Annotated in this window: 30 protein-coding genes, 1 tRNA gene and 1 pseudogene; 4 read left to right on the forward strand and 28 right to left on the reverse strand. The window is 36.7% G+C overall.

Annotated elements, in window-relative coordinates:
- The first annotated feature begins 10 nt into the window (after positions 1-10).
- Complete coding sequence (locus ASG01_RS08065; RefSeq protein WP_055862526.1) at positions 11-1717, forward strand: glycoside hydrolase family 3 protein; 1707 nt, start codon at positions 11-13, stop codon at positions 1715-1717.
- A gap of 9 nt (positions 1718-1726) precedes the next feature.
- Positions 1727-2878, forward strand: coding sequence for an N-acetyl-alpha-D-glucosaminyl L-malate synthase BshA (bshA, locus tag ASG01_RS08070; RefSeq protein ID WP_055862528.1), 1152 nt, complete (start codon positions 1727-1729; stop codon positions 2876-2878).
- A 95-nt stretch (positions 2879-2973) separates the two neighbouring features.
- Here the strand turns inward: bshA and ASG01_RS08075 are convergent.
- The 7 genes from ASG01_RS08075 to greA form a co-directional block, all read right to left on the reverse strand.
- Positions 2974-3047 (reverse strand) — tRNA-Met (locus ASG01_RS08075).
- Positions 3048-3091: 44 nt separating this feature from the next.
- Positions 3092-4375 (reverse strand): TlpA family protein disulfide reductase, encoded by a 1284-nt coding sequence (locus ASG01_RS08080; protein WP_055862531.1) that lies wholly within the window; start codon positions 4373-4375, stop codon positions 3092-3094.
- 61 nt (positions 4376-4436) lie between these two features.
- Positions 4437-4667 carry a hypothetical protein gene (locus ASG01_RS08085; RefSeq protein ID WP_055862532.1) on the reverse strand — a complete coding sequence of 77 codons (231 nt, stop codon included), beginning with the start codon at positions 4665-4667 and terminating at the stop codon, positions 4437-4439.
- 7 nt (positions 4668-4674) lie between these two features.
- A complete protein-coding gene (locus tag ASG01_RS08090; protein ID WP_131725344.1) occupies positions 4675-6657 on the reverse strand; it encodes a T9SS type A sorting domain-containing protein in 1983 nt (660 codons plus the stop codon).
- Between the two features lie 82 nt (positions 6658-6739).
- Positions 6740-7921 (reverse strand): ATP-dependent Clp protease ATP-binding subunit ClpX, encoded by a 1182-nt coding sequence (gene clpX / locus ASG01_RS08095; protein WP_055862897.1) that lies wholly within the window; start codon positions 7919-7921, stop codon positions 6740-6742.
- A gap of 63 nt (positions 7922-7984) precedes the next feature.
- Positions 7985-8374 (reverse strand): HIT family protein, encoded by a 390-nt coding sequence (locus ASG01_RS08100; protein ID WP_055862536.1) that lies wholly within the window; start codon positions 8372-8374, stop codon positions 7985-7987.
- Positions 8375-8377: 3 nt separating this feature from the next.
- Positions 8378-8848, reverse strand: a complete 471-nt coding sequence (gene greA, locus ASG01_RS08105; protein WP_055862538.1) for a transcription elongation factor GreA — start codon at positions 8846-8848, stop codon at positions 8378-8380.
- A 108-nt stretch (positions 8849-8956) separates the two neighbouring features.
- Here greA and ASG01_RS08110 point away from each other — a divergent pair, with 108 nt between their 5' ends.
- Together ASG01_RS08110 and dtd are read left to right on the forward strand one after the other, a co-directional pair.
- A complete protein-coding gene (locus ASG01_RS08110) occupies positions 8957-9415 on the forward strand; it encodes a hypothetical protein (RefSeq protein WP_055862899.1) in 459 nt (152 codons plus the stop codon).
- A gap of 4 nt (positions 9416-9419) precedes the next feature.
- Positions 9420-9869 (forward strand): annotated as a pseudogene (gene dtd / locus ASG01_RS08115) (D-aminoacyl-tRNA deacylase).
- Between the two features lie 45 nt (positions 9870-9914).
- Here the strand turns inward: dtd and ASG01_RS08120 are convergent.
- From ASG01_RS08120 to ASG01_RS08220, 21 genes are all read right to left on the reverse strand, one after another.
- Positions 9915-10430 (reverse strand): hypothetical protein, encoded by a 516-nt coding sequence (locus ASG01_RS08120; protein WP_055862901.1) that lies wholly within the window; start codon positions 10428-10430, stop codon positions 9915-9917.
- A gap of 43 nt (positions 10431-10473) precedes the next feature.
- The gene (locus ASG01_RS08125) at positions 10474-11001 is read right to left on the reverse strand and encodes a hypothetical protein (RefSeq protein ID WP_055862540.1); all 528 of its coding nucleotides are present in this window, start codon (positions 10999-11001) and stop codon (positions 10474-10476) included.
- Positions 11002-11016: 15 nt separating this feature from the next.
- Positions 11017-12390 (reverse strand): DUF4153 domain-containing protein, encoded by a 1374-nt coding sequence (locus ASG01_RS08130; RefSeq protein ID WP_055862542.1) that lies wholly within the window; start codon positions 12388-12390, stop codon positions 11017-11019.
- A 12-nt stretch (positions 12391-12402) separates the two neighbouring features.
- The gene (locus ASG01_RS08135) at positions 12403-12888 is read right to left on the reverse strand and encodes a Coq4 family protein (protein ID WP_055862544.1); all 486 of its coding nucleotides are present in this window, start codon (positions 12886-12888) and stop codon (positions 12403-12405) included.
- 135 nt (positions 12889-13023) lie between these two features.
- Positions 13024-13323 carry a hypothetical protein gene (locus ASG01_RS08140; protein ID WP_055862546.1) on the reverse strand — a complete coding sequence of 100 codons (300 nt, stop codon included), beginning with the start codon at positions 13321-13323 and terminating at the stop codon, positions 13024-13026.
- Entirely contained in the window at positions 13320-13619 is a 300-nt protein-coding gene (locus tag ASG01_RS08145; RefSeq protein ID WP_055862548.1) for a hypothetical protein, read from the reverse strand. Before ASG01_RS08145 ends, ASG01_RS08140 begins: the two co-directional genes overlap by 4 nt.
- Entirely contained in the window at positions 13606-14454 is an 849-nt protein-coding gene (locus tag ASG01_RS08150) for a metallophosphoesterase (RefSeq protein WP_055862550.1), read from the reverse strand. Before ASG01_RS08150 ends, ASG01_RS08145 begins: the two co-directional genes overlap by 14 nt.
- A 12-nt stretch (positions 14455-14466) precedes the next feature.
- On the reverse strand, positions 14467-14754 hold the full coding sequence (locus ASG01_RS08155; RefSeq protein ID WP_055862552.1) for a hypothetical protein: 288 nt from the start codon (positions 14752-14754) through the stop codon (positions 14467-14469).
- 64 nt (positions 14755-14818) lie between these two features.
- The gene (locus ASG01_RS08160; RefSeq protein WP_055862555.1) at positions 14819-15109 is read right to left on the reverse strand and encodes a winged helix-turn-helix domain-containing protein; all 291 of its coding nucleotides are present in this window, start codon (positions 15107-15109) and stop codon (positions 14819-14821) included.
- A gap of 1 nt (position 15110) precedes the next feature.
- Positions 15111-15737, reverse strand: a complete 627-nt coding sequence (locus tag ASG01_RS08165; protein WP_055862557.1) for a hypothetical protein — start codon at positions 15735-15737, stop codon at positions 15111-15113.
- Positions 15737-16354 (reverse strand): hypothetical protein, encoded by a 618-nt coding sequence (locus tag ASG01_RS08170; RefSeq protein WP_055862559.1) that lies wholly within the window; start codon positions 16352-16354, stop codon positions 15737-15739. Before ASG01_RS08170 ends, ASG01_RS08165 begins: the two co-directional genes overlap by 1 nt.
- Positions 16355-16431: 77 nt before the next feature.
- On the reverse strand, positions 16432-17196 hold the full coding sequence (locus tag ASG01_RS08175; protein ID WP_055862562.1) for an enoyl-CoA hydratase/isomerase family protein: 765 nt from the start codon (positions 17194-17196) through the stop codon (positions 16432-16434).
- Between the two features lie 271 nt (positions 17197-17467).
- Complete coding sequence (locus tag ASG01_RS08180; RefSeq protein WP_055862565.1) at positions 17468-18247, reverse strand: methyltransferase domain-containing protein; 780 nt, start codon at positions 18245-18247, stop codon at positions 17468-17470.
- Between the two features lie 144 nt (positions 18248-18391).
- On the reverse strand, positions 18392-18856 hold the full coding sequence (gene tnpA / locus ASG01_RS08185) for an IS200/IS605 family transposase (protein ID WP_055862567.1): 465 nt from the start codon (positions 18854-18856) through the stop codon (positions 18392-18394).
- 175 nt (positions 18857-19031) lie between these two features.
- Positions 19032-19718 (reverse strand): SMUG2 DNA glycosylase family protein, encoded by a 687-nt coding sequence (locus ASG01_RS08190; protein WP_055862569.1) that lies wholly within the window; start codon positions 19716-19718, stop codon positions 19032-19034.
- A 66-nt stretch (positions 19719-19784) separates the two neighbouring features.
- Positions 19785-22280, reverse strand: a complete 2496-nt coding sequence (paaZ, locus tag ASG01_RS08195; protein ID WP_055862572.1) for a phenylacetic acid degradation bifunctional protein PaaZ — start codon at positions 22278-22280, stop codon at positions 19785-19787.
- 76 nt (positions 22281-22356) lie between these two features.
- Complete coding sequence (locus ASG01_RS08200; protein ID WP_055862574.1) at positions 22357-23184, reverse strand: alpha/beta hydrolase; 828 nt, start codon at positions 23182-23184, stop codon at positions 22357-22359.
- A 28-nt stretch (positions 23185-23212) separates the two neighbouring features.
- Positions 23213-24040 (reverse strand): alpha/beta hydrolase, encoded by an 828-nt coding sequence (locus ASG01_RS08205; protein ID WP_055862576.1) that lies wholly within the window; start codon positions 24038-24040, stop codon positions 23213-23215.
- 19 nt (positions 24041-24059) lie between these two features.
- Entirely contained in the window at positions 24060-24653 is a 594-nt protein-coding gene (locus tag ASG01_RS08210; protein ID WP_055862578.1) for a transferase hexapeptide repeat family protein, read from the reverse strand.
- Between the two features lie 96 nt (positions 24654-24749).
- Entirely contained in the window at positions 24750-25958 is a 1209-nt protein-coding gene (pcaF, locus tag ASG01_RS08215; protein ID WP_055862580.1) for a 3-oxoadipyl-CoA thiolase, read from the reverse strand.
- A 92-nt stretch (positions 25959-26050) separates the two neighbouring features.
- Entirely contained in the window at positions 26051-26464 is a 414-nt protein-coding gene (locus ASG01_RS08220; protein ID WP_055862582.1) for a PaaI family thioesterase, read from the reverse strand.
- Positions 26465-26587: the final 123 nt, after the last annotated feature.

Genomic DNA, 26587 nt, shown 5'->3' on the forward strand with positions numbered 1-26587 from the left:
TGGATTTGCTATGACTAGAGTTTTTTACGCGCTTTTTTTCTTTCTTATTTTCTGTGCTCAATTTACTGCGCAGTACGAGCCAAAAAATATAAGTGACAGCGAGAAAAAAAAAGCGCAGAAATGGGTCGAAAAAACGTACAATCGTCTTTCGCAGGAGGAAAAACTCGGGCAGCTTTTTATCGTTGCTTTATATACCAATAAAGACGAAAATCATATCGACCAAGTTCGGATGATCGTCGAGAAAGATCACATCGGAGGACTTATTCTAATGCAGGACGATGCCGAGCGCGAAATAAATCTCGTTAACGAATTTCAGAAAAAATCAAAAGTTCCGTTGCTAATCGGTATGGATGCCGAATGGGGAATTTTTCAGCGGATCCCGAAAGCACACAAATATCCATGGGCAATGACGCTCGGAGCGATTCAGAATAAAAATCTGATCTACGAAATGTCCTCAAAAATTGCAGAAGACTGCAAAAGAATGGGCATCAACTGGGATTTTGCACCGGTTGTAGACGTCAACACCAATCCAAATAATCCGATTATCGGTAACCGAAGTTTTGGTTCTGAAGTGAATAATGTGATCAATTCTGCACTTCCCTACTCCAACGGTCTTCAGGATCATTCTGTTTTGGCGGCGATCAAACATTTCCCGGGTCACGGCGATACAAATACCGACTCGCATCTTGATCTTCCGATAGTTTCTCACAATCTGTCCCGTCTCGAAAGTGTTGAATTAGCACCATTTCAGGCTTTGATGAATAAAGGAATTGGCGGAGTAATGGTCGCGCATTTATATGTTCCGACTTTAGAAAATCAAAAAGGAATTCCGGCTTCCGTTTCAAAATCGATTGTTACAGATTTGCTTAAAAATAAAATGGGTTTTAAAGGGTTAATTATTACCGATGCACTTAATATGGGCGCTGTGGCAAACCGTTACAAACCAGGTGAACTTGACGCAATGGCTTTTAAGGCAGGAAATGACATCATGCTTTTTTCACAGGGCGTGGCAGAAGGTAAAAAATTAATTCAGGCAGCCATCGACCGCGGCGAAATTCCACAGGGCCGCGTTGAAGAAAGCGTAAAGAAAATTCTTCTGACGAAATATTATCTCGGTTTAAAAGATTTCGTGTCAATCAATCCGGAAAATATCAACCGAGACATCAATAACGATTCGCACAAAGACTTGATGCAAAAGCTTTACACGAATGCACTGACTTTAATCAAAGATAACCGCAAACTTTTACCATTAAAAAATTCAGAAACGTACTATTATGTTCCTTTGGAAGAAGCGCCGTACCAGGCATTTTTTGATCAGCTTTCGTCTTCTTTAAATATTAAAATGGTGAAACCGGACGCTTTAAATATGATTCCGAAAGATGCAATGGTGATTATTGGTTTGCACAAAGACAATTCAACGGCTTACAAACCTTACAAAATTTCAGAAGCGAGTAAGAAAATTATTTCTGATTTAACAAAAACCAACAATGTCATTCTGGATGTTTTTGGCAGTCCGTACGCATTGAAAGATATTAATTTAGATAAAATTTCTACGGTTTTGGTTTCTTACGAAAACAATATGGATGCGATGACCGCGACTGCGGAAGCGTTAAAAGGAAAAACATCCATCAGTGGAAAACTTCCGGTTTTGGTAAATGATAAACTGAAACCTCAAATGGGTTTGAATCTTGATACAGTAAACAGAACCGGCCAATAAAATAATTACATGAAAATAGGAATACTTTGCTATCCAACCTACGGCGGAAGCGGAATTGTGGCTACAGAACTTGGGATGTCGCTTGCCAATAAAGGATACGAAGTGCATTTTATAAGCTCTGCCCTGCCTGCACGACTGGATATTACCAATCCCAATATTTTTTTTCATAAGGTAAATGTACAGACGTATCCGCTGTTTCAGTATCAGCCGTATGATATCGCGCTGAGCTCGATGATCTATCGGGTTGTAAATCTCTATAAACTTGATCTATTGCATGCTCATTACGCGATTCCTTATGCGTACGCTGCTTTTACAGCAAAGCAGATGCTGCAGCAGGATAATAATGATGTGCCGCTCGTAACGACGCTTCACGGGACGGATATCACGCTTGTGGGTCAGCATCCGAGCTACAAACACGCAGTCGAATTCAGTATCAATCAGTCTGACGTAATCACTTCGGTTTCCGAAAGTTTAAAAAAAGATACGCTTCAGTTTTTTAATATTAAAAAAGAGATTCAGGTGATTACCAATTTCATTGATAATTCTGAATTTGAATATCATAATGACTGTCAGCGGACACAGTTTGCCAGCGAAGATGAGAAGATATTGATTCACGTTTCGAATCTGCGTCCGGTAAAAAGAATTGAGGAAGTTCTTCAGATTTTTAAAAATGTAGAGAAAAAAGTGAAGAGCAGACTGATCATCATCGGTGAAGGACCTGACATGGAAAAGGTGAGTCAGTTTTTAGAGGAAAACCCTGAGCTTATATCTAAAATCAGGCTTCTGGGCAAAGTGAATGATCTCTACCGGATTTTACAGCTTTCTGATGTTTTCTTGCTGCCTTCTGAGCAGGAAAGTTTTGGTCTTGCAGCGCTGGAAGCGATGGCCGCATATACGCCGGTTGTAAGCTCTAATGCGGGAGGAATTCCTGAAGTTAATATTCAGGGCGTTACCGGATTTTTAGCAGAAATTGGAAATGTGGAAGCGATGAGTAATTACACGATAAAAATTCTGAGCAATGAAGATCTTTTAGCGGAAATGAAAATCAACGCGAAACAGCAGGCGAATAAATTTGATCTGAAAAATATTTTACCGATCTACGAAGAAATGTACAAAACTGCCATTTCAAATTTCAAAACCGATGCTGTAAAAGCAGAATAAATATATCAAAGTTTAAATAAAAAGTTTGTTTCAAATAGAGACAGACTTTTTTTAATGCTTAAAAACAAAAAAATCCCTTTAAAAAAGGGATTTTGTAGCGAAGACGGGAATTGAACCCGTGACCTCAGGGTTATGAATCCTGCGCTCTAACCAACTGAGCTACCTCGCCGTTTTGGTGGTGCAAATATAAAAAATATTACGCGTTCTCCAAAATTATTTTAACTTTAAATACGTCAAAACATCGCCTACATGCTCTGGTTTGCTGATTATCTTGTTGTTAGCATCCAAAATAAAGTACGTTGGCGTCGCATGAACATTGTAGGTTTCAGAATAAGAGCTGTTCCAACCTTTCAATTCACTGTCATTTATCCAAGGGAAGGCAGCAATTCTCTTTGAATATGATTCTTTATCTGTATCCAGAGACAGTGTAATCACCTGAATATTTTGCGCCTGCATATTTTTATATTTCTCCAGCAGCTGCGGCAATTCTTTCTCACAATGTGAACAAGTAGAAGACCAGAAAACGATTACTTTTTTATCTGCTTTCACATCAGCAATGCTTTTTGCGGAAGTATTGGTTGGCGAAACAAATTTATAATTTGGAAAAACAGCGCCCATTTCTACATTTGCGTTTGACTTAATGGTGGAAGCCAATCTGTCGTTGATGGTACATTTTAAATCTTTTGCAAGCGTCAGATATTTCGTTTTATATTGGGTCATATCATACGCGTCGAAAATATCGATAAGCTCAGACAAAACCGTTTGTCCACGTGGTGTTTCGACGTTCACAGTTTTTAATAACTCATCCACTGAAGCAGATACATTGGTATTACCACCAGAGTTTAAATAAGCAACCAAAACGGGACGCATTAAAGATGACGATTCCAGCATGTCATTAGATTTATCCATGAAGTTTACCACTTCTGCAGGATTAACTTTTTTCTCTTCTCCTGCTGCTAAAAACTTTGCATAATTGGTATTGTAATACGAAATAAACGGATGTTTTGTTGCATCAACAGTATTGTTATCGGAAAGACTGGCAATCTCCGTTTTGAGTGCTTTACCAAATTCTGTATTGTCTTTGTAATATTCTTTTATCTGAGACAGAGCCGGCAAGATCATTTCTTTCTTCTGTGATGATTCCTGGATAGAACTCATCAGCTCGTTCGCTTCATCTTTATAGATGACATTTTTCACTTTGTTGGCCTGTGTCTCAAGATCGATTGATACATTCTTATTTTCAGAAATAAATGTAACGGTGTTATTCGTCGTCGGGAAATAGATTTTCATCATCCCGAAATAACTTTTAGGATATTTAAAATTCCATACTCCACCATTTTTTTTTTCCTGTGTAAAGATGATGTCTTTTGAGCCATTTAATGTATATAGAATAGCATCTTGTTCTTTAAAATCTGCCGGAGTTTTAACGGAAACCGTAAACTGCGCCTGCGATAAAACAGCCGTAAAAAATGCTGTTGCGATCAATGATTTTCTCATAAGGTAAAAATAAAAAAACTCCCTGAACTAATCAGAGAGTTTATAATATTTTAATAATATTTTATATTTTTTGAAGTTTACTTTTCTTCACGTAATAAAAGATCATCATCACCGCAGCTGCTGCCAATAAGTATACATACATATCAATCGGCGATGCCTGCGCGCCGGTTCCTACACCACCTGTACCACCACCTGGCGGAACTGGCTGAGGCGGAATTCCACCATTTTGTGAATAGAATAATGTGACCGAAAAGACGAAGATTAAAGTAAATAGTTTATTAATATTTTTCATATGTGTTTTATTTCAGGATTTTAGCGTTTACAGTTTCACCATTATCTGCTACGATTTTTACAACATAAGAGTTTCTCAAAGAACCGTCGAGTTCGATAACGAAATCCTTAGAAGTGCTAATTCCTGCTTTAGTAATGATGAGTTTACCACTCATATCAAATACCTGAATATCTGCTTTCTTCCACGCCGGATCAAAACGTACGATATAATTGGTAATTGCCGGGTTGTAAACAACTACAGTTCTTGAAGGTTTAACCGCATTTGCAGTAGCCAGTACGTTAGCCGGCTGACCATAATACAAATCTGAAACAGCACTGCTGATTGGCAATGTAGCACCATTTGCTGCTGCAACCAAAGAGCCGTTTTCTGCCTTATAATAAAACCCTATTCCTGAAGAAAGCTGGTGTGTACCTGCAGGTACCGCCTCACCATTTTCAAATATTTCAAATTTATAATTAACAGCATTGTTTGCTACGCCATAATCATAATTAACCAATTTGATATTTTTACCCTGGAAATTAACTTCATTTGCTTCGTTGATGTACAACCAATATGATGAAAGATAATTCGTATCATAACCCCCGGCAGGATCTTCTTCAAAAGTTCCGATTGCATTGGCTGGAGTTGATGTAGCCTGTACTGATGTTGCTAAAGTAGTCTGGTGACCGGTAGTCATTGCTGGAGAAACAACATAATATGTTCTTCCAATCTCGTTGCCTGCTGCATCTAATGCAATTACACCTAACTGTTTAATAGTACCGTTTCCTGTAGTTTTTGCTGCAGTTACACTGTAATTTGTACCATCTGCTCTCGCAGTACTGTTAAATCTTCTCAAAGTATTGAAGTTTAACGTCTGATTGGTATTGTCTCTCAGCTTTAATACAAATGTCTGCATCGGCTTTAAAACTCCAAGATTGATATCACCTAAAGGAATTCGGGTCGTAGTATCGTATGTAATAATTTTAGCTCCTGTAGAATAAGTAGATCCATTAGATAAAGTACTTACAACACCCGGATCATATCTTACTCCCCAAATATTGGTGATGTTGTTGCCATCACCTGTAGCTGCAGTTTCTGCGTACCCTATTCTTGTTAAATCAATATTGGTGAAAAATGGATTACCGAACTGATATATATTTTTACCATAAGTACCGCTCCAAGGAGTTCCAGATGTTTCAAACTGATCCTGAAGATACGTATTGTACTTTTCGTTGTATTGATTTACGGCATTTCCTCCAGAACCGAAGCTAATACCGTTTCCTGCGTTTTGTAAAGTTGCTAGGGGAACTGCTGTCTGTGTATAAGGAGTACCATTCAAAGTAAATACAGAACCTGTAACTGTTGGAGCAATTGTGGGAAGTGCTGCCGGAGGAGTGTCTAGCGTCAAGTTATTATTGTTAGATCCAAGCATATAATATCCTGTAGGATCAGACGTTGTATTTGCTAGATTAGTTACATGATCAGAAACAACTAAAGCATTATTCCATTTCAGGATCTCATTTCTGCTGTATCTCGTCTGGCTAAAGCCTTTCCCTAATTCTGAAGAAAGACTTCCCAAAACTTTACCGCTGAAAGGCATCGCAATCTGCTGATAATAGTTACCGTTACCCTGTCTTGCAGTTTTATACTCTTTACTTACAATTCCTGTAAGGTTACCCTGAGCAATTCCGTCAATATATAATTGTCCGTAAGTACTGGTAGTAGGTGCGCCTACAGTATTAAGTCTGATAACAATATTTCCACCGTCAGTTTTTGCTGCATTGGCAGCTGTTACTGTACGCAAAGCATCAGCACCTGTACCTACAACCATCATGTTTCCATGAAGGTCAACCATACCGTTGCCTTTTGTCTGAAGGCCTCCACCGTTGTATACCAAAGCACCCTCACTTACGTAAAAACTGGCGTTGGCATCCACATTTAGCAAAACATTCTGCGCCTGAACAGAAAAGCTAAATGCCAAAAGTCCTATAGCTAATAAATTTTTTTTCATTGTATACTTGTTTTTGATGTTAATACAATCTTCACCTGCAAAGATATATTTTTTTTGTATCAATAAAAAAAAATCTTATGGCTTAGAAGAAAATTTTATCTTCTGTTAATATGATTTCCTTCTGCTCACCCACAGAAAACATATAATCTTCCAAGACTTTTTCTGTCGTTCCCCGCAATCCTCTTGCTCCCAGACCTTTCTCCATCGTCTCATCAACGATCAATTCAACTGCCTCATCCGTAAAAACGAGTTTCGTTCCGTCCATTTTAAAAAGTTCTACAAACTGATTGATGATCGAGTTTTTCGGCTCTTTCATAATGCGGATCATGGTTTCTTTAGTCAGTTTTTCCAGATACGTGATGATTGGAAATCTTCCCAAAAGTTCCGGAATTAATCCGAATGCTCTTAAATCGGTTGCATTAAGATTCGTTAATATATAATCTTCATCATCTGTTTTATTGAGTTTCTCAGCACTGAAACCTATTGCCTGCTTATTAAGACGGCGCTCAATAATTTCTTTAATTCCGTCAAAAGCACCACCTGCGATAAACAGAATATTCTGCGTATTCACCTGAATATATTTCTGATCCGGATGTTTTCTTCCACCCTGCGGCGGCACATTTACAATACTTCCTTCCAAAAGTTTAAGCAAACCCTGCTGCACACCTTCCCCGGAAACATCTCTCGTAATACTCGGATTATCAGATTTTCTTGCAATTTTATCAATTTCATCGATGAAAACAATCCCTTTTTCAGCACGTTCCACATCATAATCTGCGACCATCAATAGTCGGGAAAGAATACTTTCGACATCTTCACCTACATAACCTGCTTCCGTCAAAATCGTAGCATCAACGATACAGAACGGTACATTGAGTTCTTTTGCAATGGTTTTAGCCAAAAGCGTCTTACCGGTTCCGGTCTCACCAATCATGATGATGTTGGATTTCTCCAATTCTACCTCGCGGTTTTCTTCCTTTGCATGCAGAAGCCTTTTATAATGATTGTAAACGGCAATCGACAACTGTTTTTTTGCCTGATCCTGCCCAATTACATATTGATTGAGAAATTCTTTTATTTCCTTCGGCTTTTTCAGCTCTTCCATCGATTCTGCAGGCGAAAATCCTGAAGTCGAAGCACTGTCTTTTACGATAGAATGTGCCTGCTCAATGCAGTTTTCACAGATAAAACCATTCTGCCCGGAAACCAGCATCTGCACTTCACTTCTTTTTTTTCCACAGAAAGAACATTGGTTTGCATTCATTTTCATTAAATATATTATTAAAGAAAATCGCAAAAAATTTCTTTTTCACGACCTGTTTATTTTTTAAGAATTAATAATCGAGTGTTGTATTTCGGTGTATTCTTCGTCCGAAAGTTTTAGCCGTTCGTTTTTAAAATTCATCTCTTCCACTTTGTTCATCGGTATCAGATGAATATGCGCATGAGGAACTTCAAGACCAACTACAGCCACGCCAACACGTACGCAAGGCATCGCCATTTTCAGTTTTTTGGCAACTTTCTGCGCAAAAGCCCAGAGATTTTTAAATTCTTCCGTTTCAAGATCAAAAATCAGATCCACTTCCTTTTTCGGGATGACCAACGTATGACCTTTTACCAGCGGCATAACATCCAGAAAAGCGACGAAATTATCATCTTCCGCTACTTTATATGCAGCAATTTCGCCGTTGATGATTTTAGTGAAAATCGAACTCATCTTCTATAAAGTAATTTCTAAAACTTTAAAAGAAAGCTTATTTCCGTTTGGCAAAACGATGTCAGCACTTTCGCCAACCACCTTTCCCAATAGACCTTTTGCTATCGGAGTATTTACCGAAATTTTTCCACTTTTCAAATCGCTCTCGTTATCAGGAACCAGCGTGAAAACCTGTTCTTTATTCGTATCGTTGTTATGTAGTTTTACTGTTGTAAGAATCGAAACTTTAGACGTATCAAGCTGCGTTTCGTCGATCACTTTAGAAGTCGTCACGATATCTTTCAGCTTAGAAATTCTCATCTCCAACATTCCCTGAGCTTCTTTTGCGGCGTCATATTCTGCATTTTCAGAAAGGTCGCCTTTATCGCGGGCTTCGGCGATCTGCTGTGTGATTTTTGGTCTTTCGATTTTTTCCAGCTGCTCAAGCTCGGCTTTCATTTTCTCTAAACCTTCTTTTGTTACATAGCTCGCCATAATCTGTATATTTGTTTTTAGGATAAAAAAATAATCCGACATTTGCCGGACAATGTTTTATCGTGTTATTCGTTATTGTTTTACAAATATATAAAAATTTATATTGAAATGAAAAAAACTTTTTTCCGCATATTTATTTTCAACTTATTTATTTTCAGTATTTTAACAGTCAATTCATGCGGAAATAGGGAAGACACGGTGAGTTGTTTTCCGATTGTTCCGATTGCGGTAAATTTAAACCTGAATCTCCCTCTATACAATAATCTGAACTACGTGGGTCTGCCCGTTTATATCGATGAACAACAATCGGGAACGCGAGGTCTTATCGTGGTGCGCACTTCAGATAATCCCGCAAACTTTAAAGTGTACGACAGAAATGCGCCGCACATTTGTCCGGATAATAATACGACGCTTATCATCAAAGATAATATCAGCATTGTCTGCCCGAAAGATAATGCAACCTGGATTTTGATTTCCGGTCAGCCAACTTCAGTGACTTCTCTGCCGCCAAAAACGTATTTTTACAACTACGATCCTGCTTCAAAAAATTTGAATATTTATAATTAAATCAATGAGGGCAGTTATTCAGCGGGTTTCTGAAGCGAGTGTAGAAGTCAACAAAACAGTAGTTGGAGAAATCAAAACCGGACTTCTTCTTCTCATAGGTATCGACGAAAACGATACGGAAAAAGATGCCGAATGGCTTACCCAGAAAATCCTTAATCTGCGTATTTTCAGTGATGAAAATCAAAAACTAAATCTCTCGGTACAGGATATTTCCGGGGAAATTCTCTGCATCAGCCAGTTTACATTAATCGCCGATTACAAAAAGTGAAACCGACCTTCTTTTATTAAAGCTGCCAAACCTGAAATAGCAGTTCCACTTTTTGACTATTTTAAAAAACTGATAGTAGAAAGCGGTCTCAAAACAGAAAGCGGAATTTTTGGTGCCGATATGAAAGTTTCTCTTCTGAATGACGGACCAGTGACCATTTTAATGGATTCTCAGACAAAAGCATAAAAAAACACCGCCAATTGCGGTGTTAATATTTTCACTTATTTAAATCTAATTAACCGGTACGCTGCTGAAATTAAGAGCTACACGCAGACTCATATCAGATGAAACCTGATTTCTAAGTTCATATACAGTTCTTACCGTTACTCCTGAGCTCTTTACGACGCTATCAAGATAACCATTATCACCATTCAAATCCAGATTTACACTTGAGCTGCTGGTCGAGATATCATTTCTTGAAGCGACCAGCTTTTCACTTGTTCCGCTCGATGAAATGTATACTTTCACAGATTTTAAAGCGCTCAAATCTCCGCCAGTTGGTGAAACAACGGAAATTTTTGCATCAGAAATCCGAACATCTTTGATCTGAGCATTATTATTACCTCCAAACCACGTCTGAACGTTATTTGCTGTCGCGGTAGATGATACTTCTTTATTTGCCGGAACGCCGGTAGACACCAAAACATTTGCCGTGTAAGGAAACGTATTCTGTACGATAGACTGTACTGCGCCACAGCTTACCAAAGCTATTGAGGCAACTGCAGCCATTGACCACATCTTTTTCATAATTTTAATTTTAATAATTTTTTGAGGCAGAAACTGTACCAAATTACTGAACGGTTACGGTAAAATCACCTTCAGTCTTTCCGTCTGCCATATTACTTTTTCCAATGATGAGCCATAACTCACCTTTCCCTTTCACCTGATAATCAAGTTCGCGCGAAAAAGGCCCATTCATCTCACCGTTTGGAAGTTTAATTTGATTAAATCTGATATTAAAATCTCTCTGATCGGTCGTGATTCTTGCTGAAATTTTATCTTTGGTGAAATCTGAAATTTTAATGATCAGTTTATCATGATTTTTGTCAAAAGTCTCTTTGATTGTTAGAGGCATACTAGTGGCTTTCTCCATTCGCATAATCACTCTGCCGCTCTGGCTTTCCATTTGAATTTCCTCTGTTTTCGTAGCAGAAACTGCAGTATCTTCCAACTTCACATTATCGGTATCAAATTTATCCCGCGCAATAGGCTTTTCTGATTTCGTAACGGAATCCTGATTGTTAATCGTTGTTACCGTTTCCTTTTTACAAGAAAACAAAAAGGGAATGGTACATAAAAGAAGCAAACTTTTTTTCATGATTTTATATTTTATTTATTGGCCCGAAAACTCGTAAAACAGAATTTTTGAAAGGAATTTATCAGATTTCTGAGAAGTAATTTTCTCCTCAACATTCTTTTTCCACTTCATATTATTTTTCTTTTTGGCAAGATTTAAAAGCACTGCTTCATTAAAACTAACTGCTCTTAAATGGTACTCAAAGGCAAAATCTTTTCTCCTGGCATTCTCAGAAGTAATAAGACTTCCCCAATTTACGAAGCTGCAAACCAAAAGCGTTCCATAAAAATAGCCTGTCATTTTATTAACTAAAAAAGCATTCGCGTATTTCTTCTGAATTTTAATGAAAGTAAAAATCAAACCGATGAATGATAAAAACAAGAAAGCGTAAACCCCCAATTTCTTGTAAGTAAGTCCCATATTTTCTATGTATTCAGCATTTTTAAGAAATGCCGAAATGATTAAAATTCCATTTAAGAAAATCCAGATTTTTGCCACAATTCTTAATCCCGAAGCTTTTTTGTCAAAGTTGAAACCACCTTTAAAATAGAACATAATCACGAGAATTGCCATCACGATCGACAGTATCACCGCGTTTACGCGGTCATGTGTTTCTTCGCCCAACTGAACCGTGGTTTTTTGAGTTTCGATAAACTGTTCGTAATTAAAAGTGAGTATGAAAACTACTAACAGAATATTCAGACATAAAAGTGAGATAAAACCGCTCATTCTTTCAAATTTTGCATCTAAAAATGAAAAAGTAGGTTTCTGGTTTTTTGAAGAATTATCTAAATCAATTTTAAAGAAAGAATGCTGTTTATAGATCTGCTTTTCGACTGAAAAATTCCAGTAATTGAATGAGATAAAAAATCCAAGAACAGAAATCACGATCAGCTGCCAAAGATTCAAATTAAGCTTGTAACCCGTGAAAACATTCAGAAAATGTGAACTTCCAGAGGCATACACCCAAAAGAAAATAACCACAAAACACAGCGGAATTGCTACAAAAGCCAAAATTTTCTGCAAAGCGTGAGAAGTTTTGGTTTTGGGAAGCCAGCGTTCAAAATTGAAGGCACGACAGATAAAAGTAAACGCGTTAATTAAGGCAACCGGAAGGAGCATAAGTATATTAAGACGCTTTTCCCGAGCCCGGAAACCGAATGCCATTAGCGATAAAGCAACCGCGGCAAAAGATGAAAAATCGCCGTACCAGGCAAATGCAATTGCGGAGAAAACGCTGGTTGCGAGGAAGAAATAAAAAGACTTCGTGCGACTTTCAGAATGCGTTTTTATGAACGTAAGTAAGGAGAAAATGACTGCAAGAATTCCGAGATTCAGTCCGAGGTTTTGGTCATAAAAAAGGATTATAAATACGGCGGTGGTGAGAAATATATAATGATGTGTTTTCATAAGTTTTGATTTTTAATAGATTGTAAAGTGATCTTTTTGCGAATAAAAAGCAGTTAGGTGACTGAAATTCTGCCAAAGCAGGGCTTCAAAATCTACGTGATGAAAAGCGCGCATTTTTTTTCCTTTTCTGAAAGCGGCGAGATACATTTTATAATAATCTGGGAGAATGATGGCACCTAAAACAACCGCTGCAAGCAGATGCGCATTGAGTTTGCCGTTGCCGAGCAGCAGAAACTGCATGGCGATTTCGTCTTCAAAATGGGTTCCGCAACCGGTGATGAGATGATGTACATCGTGGTTTTCCATTTTCGGAATCATGCTGAAGCCGTGTTTTTTGTAGAATTCTCCAAGCTTTCTGCCGAGAGAATCTTTTTCGAATTCTAAAAGCTGTTTTTCAGTGAACTGCCACTCTCTTTTTTTCTTTTTGAAATATTTGCGGTAAAGATTTTGGGTTTTGTCGTAAACGAAAAACAGGAATTTTACACGTAGTTTTTTCATAACTGAATATTTAAATAATTTGAGGTAAAGCGTTTTTTTGATCGGTTTGCGCCCCGGCTTGAACGGAGCTCTTTTTGTGCAACGAAGTGGAACAAAAAAGCGGGAGTGGAAGACGGATGAAGGCGCCAAAAAAAATCAGATTGTATTGAATTGGATCCCAATTACAGTATATAAAATAGCAATGGGAATGTTGATACAGAGGATTTTTGAAGCATAGAGGCAGCTTTGAAGCTGGTTCCGATGTAGTAAACAGTAGATCAGCAGTCCGAAAATGATGAGCAGATTGACTGCCGAGGCAAGAAAAAGCAAAACATATCCGCCGATAATAAAATCGACTTTTTTGGTGATGCTGCTGCCTAGGAGACAGATGTTACCGAGAAGAAAACAGATCCAAAAGGTGTAATTGCCAATGTTTTTGATGGTGGAATCTTTCATAAGCTGATGTAAATGATGGTAATGAAATACAGAAAAATGAGATTGGGAAAGTTGAAAAGCAGCAACAGTGCGGAGTTTTTGAACTGCTGCCGGTTTTCTGAAAAAACATAGTAGAATACGAGTAATAAAAGCATCACGATGATATTGATGATTACATTCAGCGCAGTAATCGCAATAAGAAACATGAAGATCTCGTCCATGTTTTTTGCTAAAAATAACAGCATCATCAGTAATCCCATGATCCAACTTCCTGCGAAGTAGATCAACGCGTTTTTGTTGACGTTAAATTTTTTCATCTCTGAAAAGTTTAAAAACGGTAATCTCCGGGCGTACCATAAATCTTACCTGAAAAGAATGCCCGATGGCTCGGTTGATGTAGAGCATTCTTCCGTCTTCCAGATCTATTTCTCCAGATATATACTTTCTGTTTTTTACGGGAAGAATCGGCGTGATGACACCGGGAATTCTGCATTGTCCGCCATGCGTATGACCACTGAGAATCCAGCCCTGGTAACCGTTCCAGACATCCAAATCACAGACATCTGGATTGTGACAGAGCACCAGATTTGCTTTTTCGGGATCGTAATGTTTCATCACTTTCATCGGGTCAAAATTGGGCGACCAGAGATCGTCAAAGCCGATAATGTTTAAACCGTGGGCTTCAATTTGTTCGTTATTCATCATCCTTACCCCATGATTTTGCAGAATACGGCAGATCTCTTCAGAAGAACCCAGATCTTTCCAGTCTGCTCCATAATCGTGATTGCCAAGAATTCCGTAAGTGCCCAAATGTCCATAAACTGCAATGTCCATTACTTTTTTCAGGCTTTCATGATCTTCTGCGGTTCCGTGATTTACATAATCTCCGGTGTAAACTACAAAATCGGGATTATAATTTTTTGCTTTTTGAAAAGATTCAATCAGAAAATTCCAGTCGAAACGGTTGCCGACGTGCAGATCTGAAATCTGCATGAGAATTTTTCCTTCAAGATGTTCAGGCAGATTTTTTATGGGAAGTTTCCTTTCAACAAATTCGACCCAAAATGGCTCTATCTGCCATGAATAAAGAAAAGGCAATGCTCCAACTGCAGAAAGCTGCATGAGTCTTTTCAGAAATCTTTTTCTTGTCATGATTTCCAGAAATTAACTCCCTGAGATCGGGCTTCCGAAAAGTCCCACGGCCATTTCTACCCAAATAAGGATGAGCAGAAAAACGATAACGCAAGAAAAAATAATGCGCGATGTTTTGGATTTTACTTTTCTCAGGATCATATCGATGATAAAAGCAGTTCCAAAAAGCAATGCTGCACCGATAACAAAATCGCTGAGAGACCAGTCAAATTCTTTTGAAGTTAAATTACCAATTAGTGGGATGCAGAGTATTGCTGCCGGAACACCATAGATGATTGTTGTTTTTTGTTTTTGTGTCATGATTTATAATTAAATTTTATAAAGTACTTTGTTTTTCAAAGTTAATTTTAAAAAAAATATAGGTTTATCTTCCTATTAATTTTTCCAGTGCATCTAAATGTTGTGTAAAAGCTGTTCTACCGGATTGCGTAACACGGTAAGAAGTTTTGGGTTTTTTACCCACAAATTCTTTTTTGACTTCTATGTAATTAGCTTTTTCTAATGCATTGCTGTGACTTGCCATGTTGCCGTCTGTGATTTCCAACAAACTTTTCATTTCAGAAAAATCAACCCAATCGTTGACCATCAGAACGGACATGATGCCCAATCTTACACGGCTTTCGAATTCTTTGTTGAGTTTTGAAATGTTGATCATTTTAATTTAATTCTTGCTTGGAAAAACATTGAGGACCGATTGCGCCACCTCCATATTCCAACATTAAGTTTCTGTTTACTAAAACGTATTCGCATCTGTTTTTAAATGCACTTCTATCTGTTTGAATTTCCTGAAAAATATTGAAGGAATACATTCCCAAACCACTTCTTTTAAAACCAATTTTTATAGGTTCTCCATCTTCTACTGATATACAATTTGCTTTGTCTAACCTTTCTTTTAATCCTTTAATATCATTTACATCCCAGTTCAAAATACTTTTTAAACTATCCTTTTGCAAGTCACGAATATCAACATCCCATTCCTGATAAATCACTTGATGAGACGAGTCCTTAAGAGTAGTAATCTGTAATCTGTTTAATATTTTATTGTCTTTGAACTCAATGTCGACCAAGTAATCATTTGGTTTTATTTGATTGTAGTAATTTATTAAATCTGCAATCTCTTTTTCTTTAGAGAAATACTCGCTTTTCAATTCTGAAACAGAATAATTTTTATCAAATCCACCAAATGCAGATGTTACCATAACCGAAAAAACAATAGCACCAATCAGTAATAAACATCCTACAACAGAAATTCCAACAAAAAAATATTTAATGGTCTTTTCCATTATTTATACTTCTTATGCATACTCCACCCATACACAATATGCAGAACGCCAAAACCGATCGTCCAGGCAATCAATCCCCAGCCGAGAAAAAGGCAGGAGATTAGCCCTAAAATAATCTGACAGTAACCAAGATATTTCAGATCGGTAAGCGTATATCGCTCAGCACTGATCAATGCCAAACCATAAAAAATTAACGTAACCGGCGCAATAAAAACGAATAAATGATGCTTCAGCAGAATCAGGCAAAATAAGCCTCCAGTCACCAGCGGAATGGTGAAAGTTACCAACAGCCGGCGCGTCGTTGCATCCCAGATTTTCAATCCTTTTTTTCTGCTTTTACTTGCCGTAAAAATATATCCGCTTACAAGTGCCGAAATCAAAATGACAATTCCAATAATAAAAAGTTCCTGTACCAAATCTTTGGTAAATACATTCCGGTCACCATCAAAATAATCTATTCCTTCCCTTTTAAAAACAAAGAACACATACATGGCGCCAATAATGGCAGAAATTCCGGCAAATACTCCAGACAAGCCGCTTAAAGAAATAAAACGTGACGAACGCTCCATCATGGAACGGATGTGCGATAAGTCTTCGTGATAGTTTTTTGATTCCATATAAAAGAACTTTGAATTACAAAGTAAAATAGAAAAAATAAAATGCACAAGCTTTTTGTGCATTTTTATACAATATTTTATTTAGCTCTTAATTTTTCTTTAATTGCTTCAATATTTTTCTTTGCACTATCTTCCAAAATCAAACTTGCGCTCATGTGAATTCTTGCAGGCATCAATTCGTTGAAATGCTCTGTTCCTTCCCAGGAAACTTTTTTAATTAAAGCTAAAGCATCTTCACTTCTTGAAGAAAGAGTTTTCATAAATTTCTCCAGTTTAGAATCCATTTCTGCGATATTTTCGGAAACAGAATGATAAATATTATGCTGTTCTGCCCATTCTGCAGACCTGAAATCTGCATCAATTGCCATAGCTGAAAACTGAGATTTGCCAATCTTTCTTTCAACATAAGGCCCAATCACAAACGGACCGATTCCTAAATTTATTTCCGTTAAAGCTAAAGCAGAATCTTTAGTGGCAAAACAGTAATCTGCTCCACAAGCCAGCCCTACTCCACCACCGGTTGTTTTTCCCTGAACCCTTACGACAACAATTTTACCGCAATTTCTCATAGCGTTTAAAACTTTAGCAAAACCTCCGAAAAATTTTGTGGATGCTTCCAATTCTTCAATAGCTAAAAGCTCATCGAAACTTGCACCTGCACAGAAAGCCTTTTCACCTTCACTCTTTACAAGAATCGCTTTTACTTCGTTTTTTGCTCCTTCTTCAAGAATAGTTTGAGCCAATTTTTCAAGAATTGCTCCGGGAAGAGCATTACTTTTTGCTGTTCCGAAAGTGATTTCGGCAATATTATTTTTAATTTCTGATGTTACGAAATCGCTCATTACTTGTCTGATATTGATTTAAACAAAAATACTAACAATTGTTCGGTTAAAAAATTTAATGCACAAAATTTCTATATTAAAATCCTAATCCGTATAAATACTGATATTTAAAAACACGTATTTATACTCTACCGTATTCTACCGGAAATCTGTTATTTTGTACCAGAAATAAAAAACTAATTCCCATGAAAACTTGTTTTAAATACTACAGGTTTTCAAAAAACGATTCCAGGCATAAATGAAAATTCCCCAACAGAGGGGAATTTATTGTTTAAGAAAGTTTAAACGATTTTCTTCCGTACATCAAAATCCTCTTGAACGCATATATGGCGGGAAACTTTTCAAATTTTTCGTCAATTCTTTTTTTATATTCAGAGATAAATTTCTTCTTATTATCTTCATCCAATATTTCCAAATATGGAATCAATGCTGAACCAGAAATAAACTGAAATAATTTTTCAGCATTATCAGCAATAATCGGATAAACTTTAATGGAAATATTTAAATCTTTCAAACCTGCATTAAACATCATTTTTGTATACTCATCCAAACTTAAAACCGGAGAAACTCTGTTCCAACTTTGAAGCTGAGTTTTGTAAGGTTCTTCCGAAGCCAGCTGAAATAAAATCTGATTGAGAATATTTTCAGACTGAACAGGCATTTGTACGGCAAACTGTCCGTTTTCATTTAGCAACGAAAGCAGTTTCGGAAATAATTCCTTATGATTATCCGACCATTGTAAAGCCGCATTGCTAAAAATCAAATCCCATTTTTCATCTGAATCATACAATTCTTCAATTGTTTTTTGCTTAAAATGTAGTCTTTCATTTTCAAAACCAGAAGATTTCTCAAGCATCTCTGCTGAAGAATCGATTCCTAAAAAATTGGTATCTGTAAATTTCTGTGACAAAATATGAGTTTGTTCACCCGTTCCACAGCCGATGTCGATTGCTTTTTGTAAACCATCAGAAGAAATATTTTCAGTTAAATCAAAAAACGGTTGATAACGGATGTTTTTAAATTGGTTGTAAATTTCGGGATTCCAGGGCATAATATTTTAGTTTTTGGTTAATTTTAATTGCGTAGCCGGTATTATATTATGGACAAAATAAGGGTAGATTCCGTAGGTATCTTATTTGTGTAGAATTCGATAATCACCGCTACAATTTGCGTTCCGTAGGAACGCTATCTTTTTTCAATCATAGAATTCAAATAAATATTCATCTTTAAATTCAATTTCAAAAGCATTCAAAAATTCAATATATTCTTCTCTAAAACTTTTCTTATTATGATGCGTTTCCTGACTTAAGACATAATTCACGACCTGTTGCTTCTGACTTTTAGCATAAGAAAATGCTCCATAACCTTGCTGCCATAAAAAATGATTGAAAGTTAATTTCTTTTTGTTAATAAAATTGGTTGATTCTGTTTTAACAATTTTCACCAAATCTGAAATGGTAATTTTTAAATTTTTATAACTAAAAAAGATATGAATGTGGTCAGGATTTGCATAAATAGCCAAGACCTTTTGTCCTTTGTTATTTAAAATTCCGCAAATATATTTTTCAATTTCATCACGAACTGAACTTGAAATTTTGTTATCTCTGCATTTTGTAGCAAATACTAATTGAATGTAGATTTGGGTATATGTGGTTGACATATTTGTGTTTTTAGATGGCGTTCCTACGGAACGCTGTTTTGGTTACCATTATATTTTCTACACAGATTCCGTTCCTACGGAACGCCACTTTCTAAATAGATTTGATGTAATCTCATGCTTCATCTTTAAAATTCTCAAGCCTCAAATCTAAATTATATCATTTTGAATTGTTTCGTTAAAACTTCTTCAACGCTAAAATATACTTATCAATATACAGATCTTTTTCTTTCGATTTATATTGCTGAATATATCTCGGGTGTTCCAAAACGGTCATTTTATTGAAAAGATTGGCTTCCTGATTTAATTTTGAAATAAATTCTGCATTCTTTTTGCCTAAAATAAAGACTTCCGAAGTATCAAGATTTAAACTTATATGCTTTTTCAGAGAATCAATCATAAAATCTTTCACATCATTAAAAAGTTCTCTGTCATCGTAATAATTGGCGTTAATCCAGCTTCCTTTAGATTTTCTTACAATTGCTAAAGGAAAAGGTGAATTGATGTAAATATCTCTGTAAAATTCTGCTGCACCACCATAAGATTCAATCATATAATACATGAAAACTGAAGAAATTTCATGCGTGCGAGCAGATTCCATTCTGATTCCGCAAACCGACTCCAGACGTTTTGTATCGGTAAACGGAACTCCTGTAACTCCCGCTCCGTGACGGCTTGGATTAATTCCTATTAAGAATTTTCTCTGATTTGAATCGCTGTAGTATTTCCGGTAAAACTTTTCCATAACAATCATCGTTTCGGGATTGTTGAAATACGGATTTAAAACCTGAAAATCGTGCGGTAATTTTCCGGAATAATGAAGATTTTTATTAAAACTGATAATTTTATCTGCTAAATTTTTCACACTACAAGATAAAAAAATGCAGCAATTAATCGATAATTGCTGCACTGTGTTTTTTTTAAATTGATATTAAATCAATCCAAACTGCTCAAAATGATGCGTAAAATGTTTTCTTTGGAAAAGCTCCATCATTTCTTTATTTAAATGTCCGAATCTTGGATTATAATGTTCCGCAAAAGGATTTTCTTTGAAATAAACGGTAAACTCTTTTAATGTTTCTATTAACTGAGTTTTAGCAACATCCAGATTTTTATTTTTATTCTGAGGAACTTCACCTTCTTTCCATAAAGGATATTGCGCTCCCGGACGGATCTTTTTATCGGTGTACAGCCAATCCTGAAGCAGTTCTAATTTCTCAGCAGGAATTTCAGGGAAATCTTCCGGTTTCAAATCACCGAAACCATTTCTCAGAACTTCTTCCAAATGCTCAACCATCAATTGCGGAGTAAAATCTCCAAAAACAGGTTGCGTGTTTTCAGTTAAGGCATTTAATTTTTTTTGAATATTCTGAACTTTAAAATCAATAAATGGAGAATGTTTAGCCACCAAAGTTAAAATCGTAGCTACACAAACGATTTCATCTCTTTGATTGACAACTTCCACCAACCATTTCACAACACCGGAAGGAATATTTCTTCCTTTCACTCCTCTGTTGATTTTTTCTTTTGCGGTTAAATAAACGGTAATTGTATCTCCAGCATAAACCGGTTTAAAGAATGAACAATTTTCCAATCCGTAATTGGCGATAACAGGACCTTTTTTACCTGAAACGAACAATCCTGCCGCTGCAGAAAGAATGAAATATCCATGAGCAACCGTTTTATCGAAAATGGTTCCTGATAAACTCGTTGCATCTGTGTGAGCATAGAAATGATCCCATGAAACATTAGAGAAATTCACAATATCTGCATCAGTAACAGTTCTTCCTGCTGTTTCTAAAGAATCTCCAACCTCAACTTCTTCAAAATATTTCTGGAAAGGATGTTTGTCAGAATATTTTTTCTCAGCTCCCTGCTGATATACTTTTGTAATTGCCGTCAAAATATCCGGCGACCCTTGAATAGCCGTTTTCTGAAGGAAGAAATGAAGACCGTTCAGTCCGCCCATTTCTTCACCACCACCAGCTCTCCCGGGACCTCCGTGCATTAAAGTCGGAAGTGGCGAACCGTGACCTGTACTTTCTTTCGCATTATCTCTGTTTAAAACAAAAATTCTACCGTGCTGAGAAGCCATTTTCCATGAAGTTTCAGCAACGAATTTCTCATCGTGAGAAACAATTGAACCTACCAAACTTCCTTTTCCTCTTTTTGCCAACGCAGCAGCTTCTTCCGCATCTTTGTAAGGCATCAATGTAGAAACCGGACCGAAAGCTTCGACATCGTGAGAGATATTTTTAGTGAAAGGAGAATCGTTTAAGAACAATTTCGGAGACATAAATGCACCGTTTTCATAATCTGCATCTACCAATTCATGTTTTCCATCGTAAATCAGTTCGTTTTCAGTTTTCAGAATGTCTACTTTTCTTAAAACTTCGTCATACTGCTGTTTTCCAACCAAAGAACCCATTCTTGTATCTCTGCTTAACGGATTTCCGATTTTTGTCTGGTCTAAAGCTTTAGACAAAGCCTTCTGAACATCCCCAATTAAGTTTTCAGGAACAATGATTCTTCTGATCGCAGTACATTTTTGTCCGGCTTTTGTAGTCATTTCTGTACGAACCTCTTTGATGAACAAATCAAATTCAGGTGTTCCTGGTTTTGCATCCAATCCGAGAATGGAGCAGTTTAATGAATCTGCTTCCATATTGAAACGGACAGAATTTCCTGAAACGGAAGGCAAAGCTTTTAATTTTCTACCTGTTGCTGCAGAACCTGTGAACAAAACTGAATCGCCATCTTGAATATAATCCAGAATATTTCCCGGTTCGCCACAAACCAATTGAATCGCACCTTCCGGAAGAAAACCACTTTCAATCATATCCTGAAAAACAGCATTCGTTAAATACGAACCATAAGGAGATGGCTTTACAATAGAAGGAACACCAGCCAACAATGAAGTAGATAGTTTTTCTAACATTCCCCAAACCGGAAAATTGTAAGCATTGATTTGTACAGAAATACCTTCACTCGGAGTTAAAATATGCGTCCCCAGGAAAGTTCCGTTTGCAGAAATTTTCTGAGTTTCCCCATCCACCCAAAACGGAGTGTTCGGAAGCATTCTCTTTGCCAACCCTGAGTAGGTGAAGAAAGTACCAAAGCCACCTTCAATATCAACCCAAGAATCTGCATGAGTCGCTCCTGTTTTATAGGATAATTCGTAATATTTTTTCTTTCTTTCTAAAAGGTAAAGTGCCACTTTTTTCAACATTTCGCCACGATCGTAAAACGTCATAGATGAAAGGTTTTTGTAACCTACCGTTCTTCCGAAATCGAGAGCCTGCTCAAAATTCAGTCCTTCTGTATCAGAAATCGCAACCTGCTCTCCTGTCACGGCATTGTATAAAGGAATTCCGTTTCCGGTACCTTCTACCCATTCGCCTTGGATATAGTTTTTTAATTTTTGCATAAAATATTTTATATTTTAATTTAACAATGTAACAGTTTACCAATTGGTACATTGTTAGCTTTAGTTATTTTAAATATTAATTTTCCGATCTTTTTATAAATTCCAAAGTCTCATCAAATCTTTTGCTCCAAGGGAAAAAGTATTGTACTACCATTGGAATGTGTTTTTTATTAATAAAAATAGGTTTTACGTTCGGTTGATAAGGATGAAGAGCTTCCAAAAAATTCTCATTGGCCACTTTAATCGATGTATAGGTTTTTCTACCAACATAAATTAAAAAAGGTGGTGTTTTCCCGTTGATAAAATAAATCGGAGAAGCTTCTTTCCATTTTTGTGGATCTTGACTCCAAGTTACATCATAATTACTTTCTGAGGTTGGAGGATTTTGTTCTAAATAGTTCTTCATGTCAATTCCTGCAGCATCAATTAAAATAATCCCCGAGACTGTATTTTCAGGAATCTGATATTTTGGATTCATCACTGCAGAAGCTGCCAACTGACCGCCCGCTGAGTGTCCTGAAACGAATATTTTTTGAGAATCTCCACTATATTTCTCAGCATTTTCTTTTGTAAATTGAATGGCTGCTGCAATTTCTTTTGTCATCTGATCTACATCAGCATCCGGACTTAAAGTATAATCCGGAATAACCGCAATGATATTTTTGCGTGCAAAGTTTTTACCCAACAGATTGTATGTGTTTTTATTTCCCGAATTCCAGTTTCCACCGTGCACAAAGATTAGAACAGGATAGTTTTTATCAGTCTTTTTTGGAGTAAAAATATTCAGTTTAATTTCGTTTCCCACATGGTTTTTCGTGAAGGAAATATCCTTGTAAGCAGATGTAGATTTACAGCTGATCAAAAGCAAACCCATTAAAAAAATGATGCAGAAACTAAATTTCATATTACAAATATTATTTCGTTTGAATCTCTTATTTCGGTTCTTGGTAAGGGAACAATTTCACCAAACCTTCATACAAACTTCTATGAAGAATCGTTGCGTGATTATCTGTTTCCATCATTTTGTATTCTACCGTCCAGTTTTTCTTGTTTGATTTTTTGAGAATATTATAGAAATCTTCTGCATCTTTTACCATCACTTTATGTTCACCTTTTCCGACAGAAATGTAAACAAATTTTTTGGTATCAGAAGATTTAGATAGCAACTGATTGGCATTTTTCAACAGACTTTCATCATCCCACCACAAACTCGGACTGATGATAAAATAATTATTGAACATTTCAGGTTTTTTCAGTAAGATTTCTGTTGCTAAAAGTCCGCCTAGCGATTGCCCAAATAAATATTTATCGGATGTTTTGAACTGACTTTCGATATAAGGTTTTAATTCCTTTTCCAAGAAATTAATGAATTTACCGGAATGTCCGGTTGTAGGATAATCTTTCTGTAAGTCTTTTAAATCGGTATGAAAAGTAAAGTCTCTTTTTCGGTCAATATTTGCAATTCCAACCACGATCGTTTCAGGCATTGCGTACATTAAGTTGAAGAACTGCACCAATCCTGTAACATGGATAAAGTCTTCGTTCATACTTCCATCCAAAAGATAGATAATCGGATATGATTTTGTTTTATCGAAATTTTGCGGAAGATAGATGTTTAGAGTTCTGTCTTCATTTAAAATTTCAGATTTTATAGTTCTGATTTCTCCTATAGTTAATGGTTTTACATTTTCAGTCTGGGCAAAAACCATGAATTGAAATGCAAACAAAATAATGATGAAAATGAAAAGCTTTTTAAACATATTAAATTTTGAAATTTAATTATTTCACATCATCCCAAATACTGTAATCAACAACCTTCGTAGGAATTTGCTGAACATATTCTGTAAAAGGTTCGCAAGGCAAAATCGCGTCTTTCCCTTCTCTAGCCAATTTCTGATAGAGTTTCGTTCCTTCCGTTTTCCATTTGATCATTTCATCAGAGACATCACGGATGATTTTTGCCGGACTTCCGACAATCAATTTTCTTGCATCGCATTCGAAATTTGCAGGAACGAAAGCCAAAGCTCCGATGATACACTCGTCACCGATAACGGCTTTGTCCATTACGACAGCATTCATTCCAACTAAACAATTTCTACCGATATGTCCTGAATGAATAATCGCTCCATGACCGATGTGGGCAGATTCTTCCAAAATGGTTTCAATTCCCGGAAAAACGTGAAGCGTACAGTTTTCCTGAACATTCGCACCGTCTTTCACAATGATTTTACCCCAGTCACCACGGATCACCGCGTTCGGACCGATATATACTTCTTCACCAATTTCTACATTACCGATAATTACCGCTTGCGGATGAACGTAAGCAGAAGGTTTGATGAGGGGACGAATTCCGTGATATGAGTAAATATTCATAATATTAATTTGAAAATTTGAGAATGAGCTAATGTGAAAATTAAAACACCATTAAAGCATTTTCAAATTCTCAAATTAACCTATTTTCAAATTGTTTTATACTTTTTCAATAACCATTGCATAACCCTGACCGACACCGATACAAAGCGTACATAACGCGTATTTTTTATTTTGTTTTTGAAGTTCCATTGCGGCCGAACCGATGATTCTTGCTCCTGAAACTCCAAGTGGATGACCGATTGCGATAGCTCCTCCGTTGGGATTGATTCTTGAATCGTCGTCTTTTAAACCTAAACTTCTTGTTACCGCTAAAGATTGAGCCGCAAACGCTTCGTTCAGTTCGATAACATCCATATCTTCCAAAGAAAGATTCAGTCTTTTTAATAATTTGTGAGTTGCTTCAACAGGTCCTATTCCCATAATTCTTGGTTCAACACCGGCAACGGAAGATCCTAAAATCTTTGCTTTAGGTTTTAAACCATATTTTTTTACGGCTTCTTCACTTGCTAAAATAAGAGCTGCTGCGCCGTCGTTCATTCCTGAAGCGTTTCCGGCCGTTACCGTTCCGCCTTCTTTTCTGAAAGCCGGACGAAGTTTTCCTAAACCTTCCATCGAAGAAGTTGGCTTGATGAATTCGTCTTTATCGAAAATTTGCGGTTCGCCTTTTTTCTGTGGAATTTCAACTTGTACGATTTCTTCTGCCAATCTTCCGCTTTTCTGGGCTTTTGTCGCTTTTTGCTGTGACCACAAGGCAAATTTATCCTGGTCTTCTCTGCTAATATTGTGCATTTCTGCTAAATTTTCAGCCGTGTCTCCCATTGCATCCACGCCATACATTTCTTTCATTTTGGGATTTACAAATCGCCATCCGAAAGTGGTATCAAACATCTGGCTGTCTCTCCCGAAAGCTGTACTTGGTTTTGACATGACATAAGGTGAACGCGTCATGTGTTCTACTCCGCCTGCAATGTAGATTTCGCCTTCCCCAGAAGCAATCGAACGAAAAGCATTTGCCACCGCCGACATTCCTGAAGCGCATAATCTGTTTACTGTTTCACCTCCGATTTTGTATGGAAGTCCGGCCAATAAAAGTCCCATTCTGGCCACATTTCTGTTATCTTCTCCAGCCTGATTGGCACATCCGAAGATAACGTCTTCAATTTCCTCAACAGGAACTTCTGGATTTCTTGCCACGATTTCTTTTAGAACGATTGCCGCCAAATCATCGGCACGAACTTCTGAAAGACCACCTGATAATTTTGAAATTGGCGTTCTTATATAATCTATGATGTATACGTTGTTCATTTTTTATCTGCTTTAGGCTTTAAGCTACATGCAGTAGGCTTTACCAGCTTCGAAAAAAGCTTACTGCCTATTGCCTGAAGCTTACTGCTTATTTATAATTCTGTTACTTTTTTTCCTATTTTATAAACTGTTCCTACAAATTTCGCAACCAGCTCTTCATTCTGATTGGTAATTTTAATGTCATAAATCGCTGTTTTTCTGGTGTTGTTTACTAAGATACTTTCTGCTCTGAAAATATCGCCTTCTATTCCTGCTTTGGTAAAATTGATGATACAGTTCAAGGCAACAGCGGCATCTCCGGTGTTGTTGGACGAAAATGCCAATGCCGAATCTGCAAAAGCAAACGTAACGCCTCCGTGAACTGTCTTTAAGCCATTAATCATTTCCTTTTTAATGGGCATTTCTATTAAACAATAATTTTCTTTGACTTCGATCATTTTGATATTCATCCATTGGGAAAAATAATCCTGATTGAGCATATAATCGGCAACTTGTCTTGGATTCATATTTTTGGAGTGAAACAGTTCTATACTTTCAATTAATCTTATAATTATTATTTTTTCACAATTTTGGAATATTTCGACTTATTAGTAAAAATGTTTTTAAAAAAATTCACGATTTGATCCATA

The sequence above is a fragment of the Chryseobacterium sp. Leaf180 genome (genome assembly GCF_001424585.1).
Classification (GTDB): domain Bacteria; phylum Bacteroidota; class Bacteroidia; order Flavobacteriales; family Weeksellaceae; genus Chryseobacterium.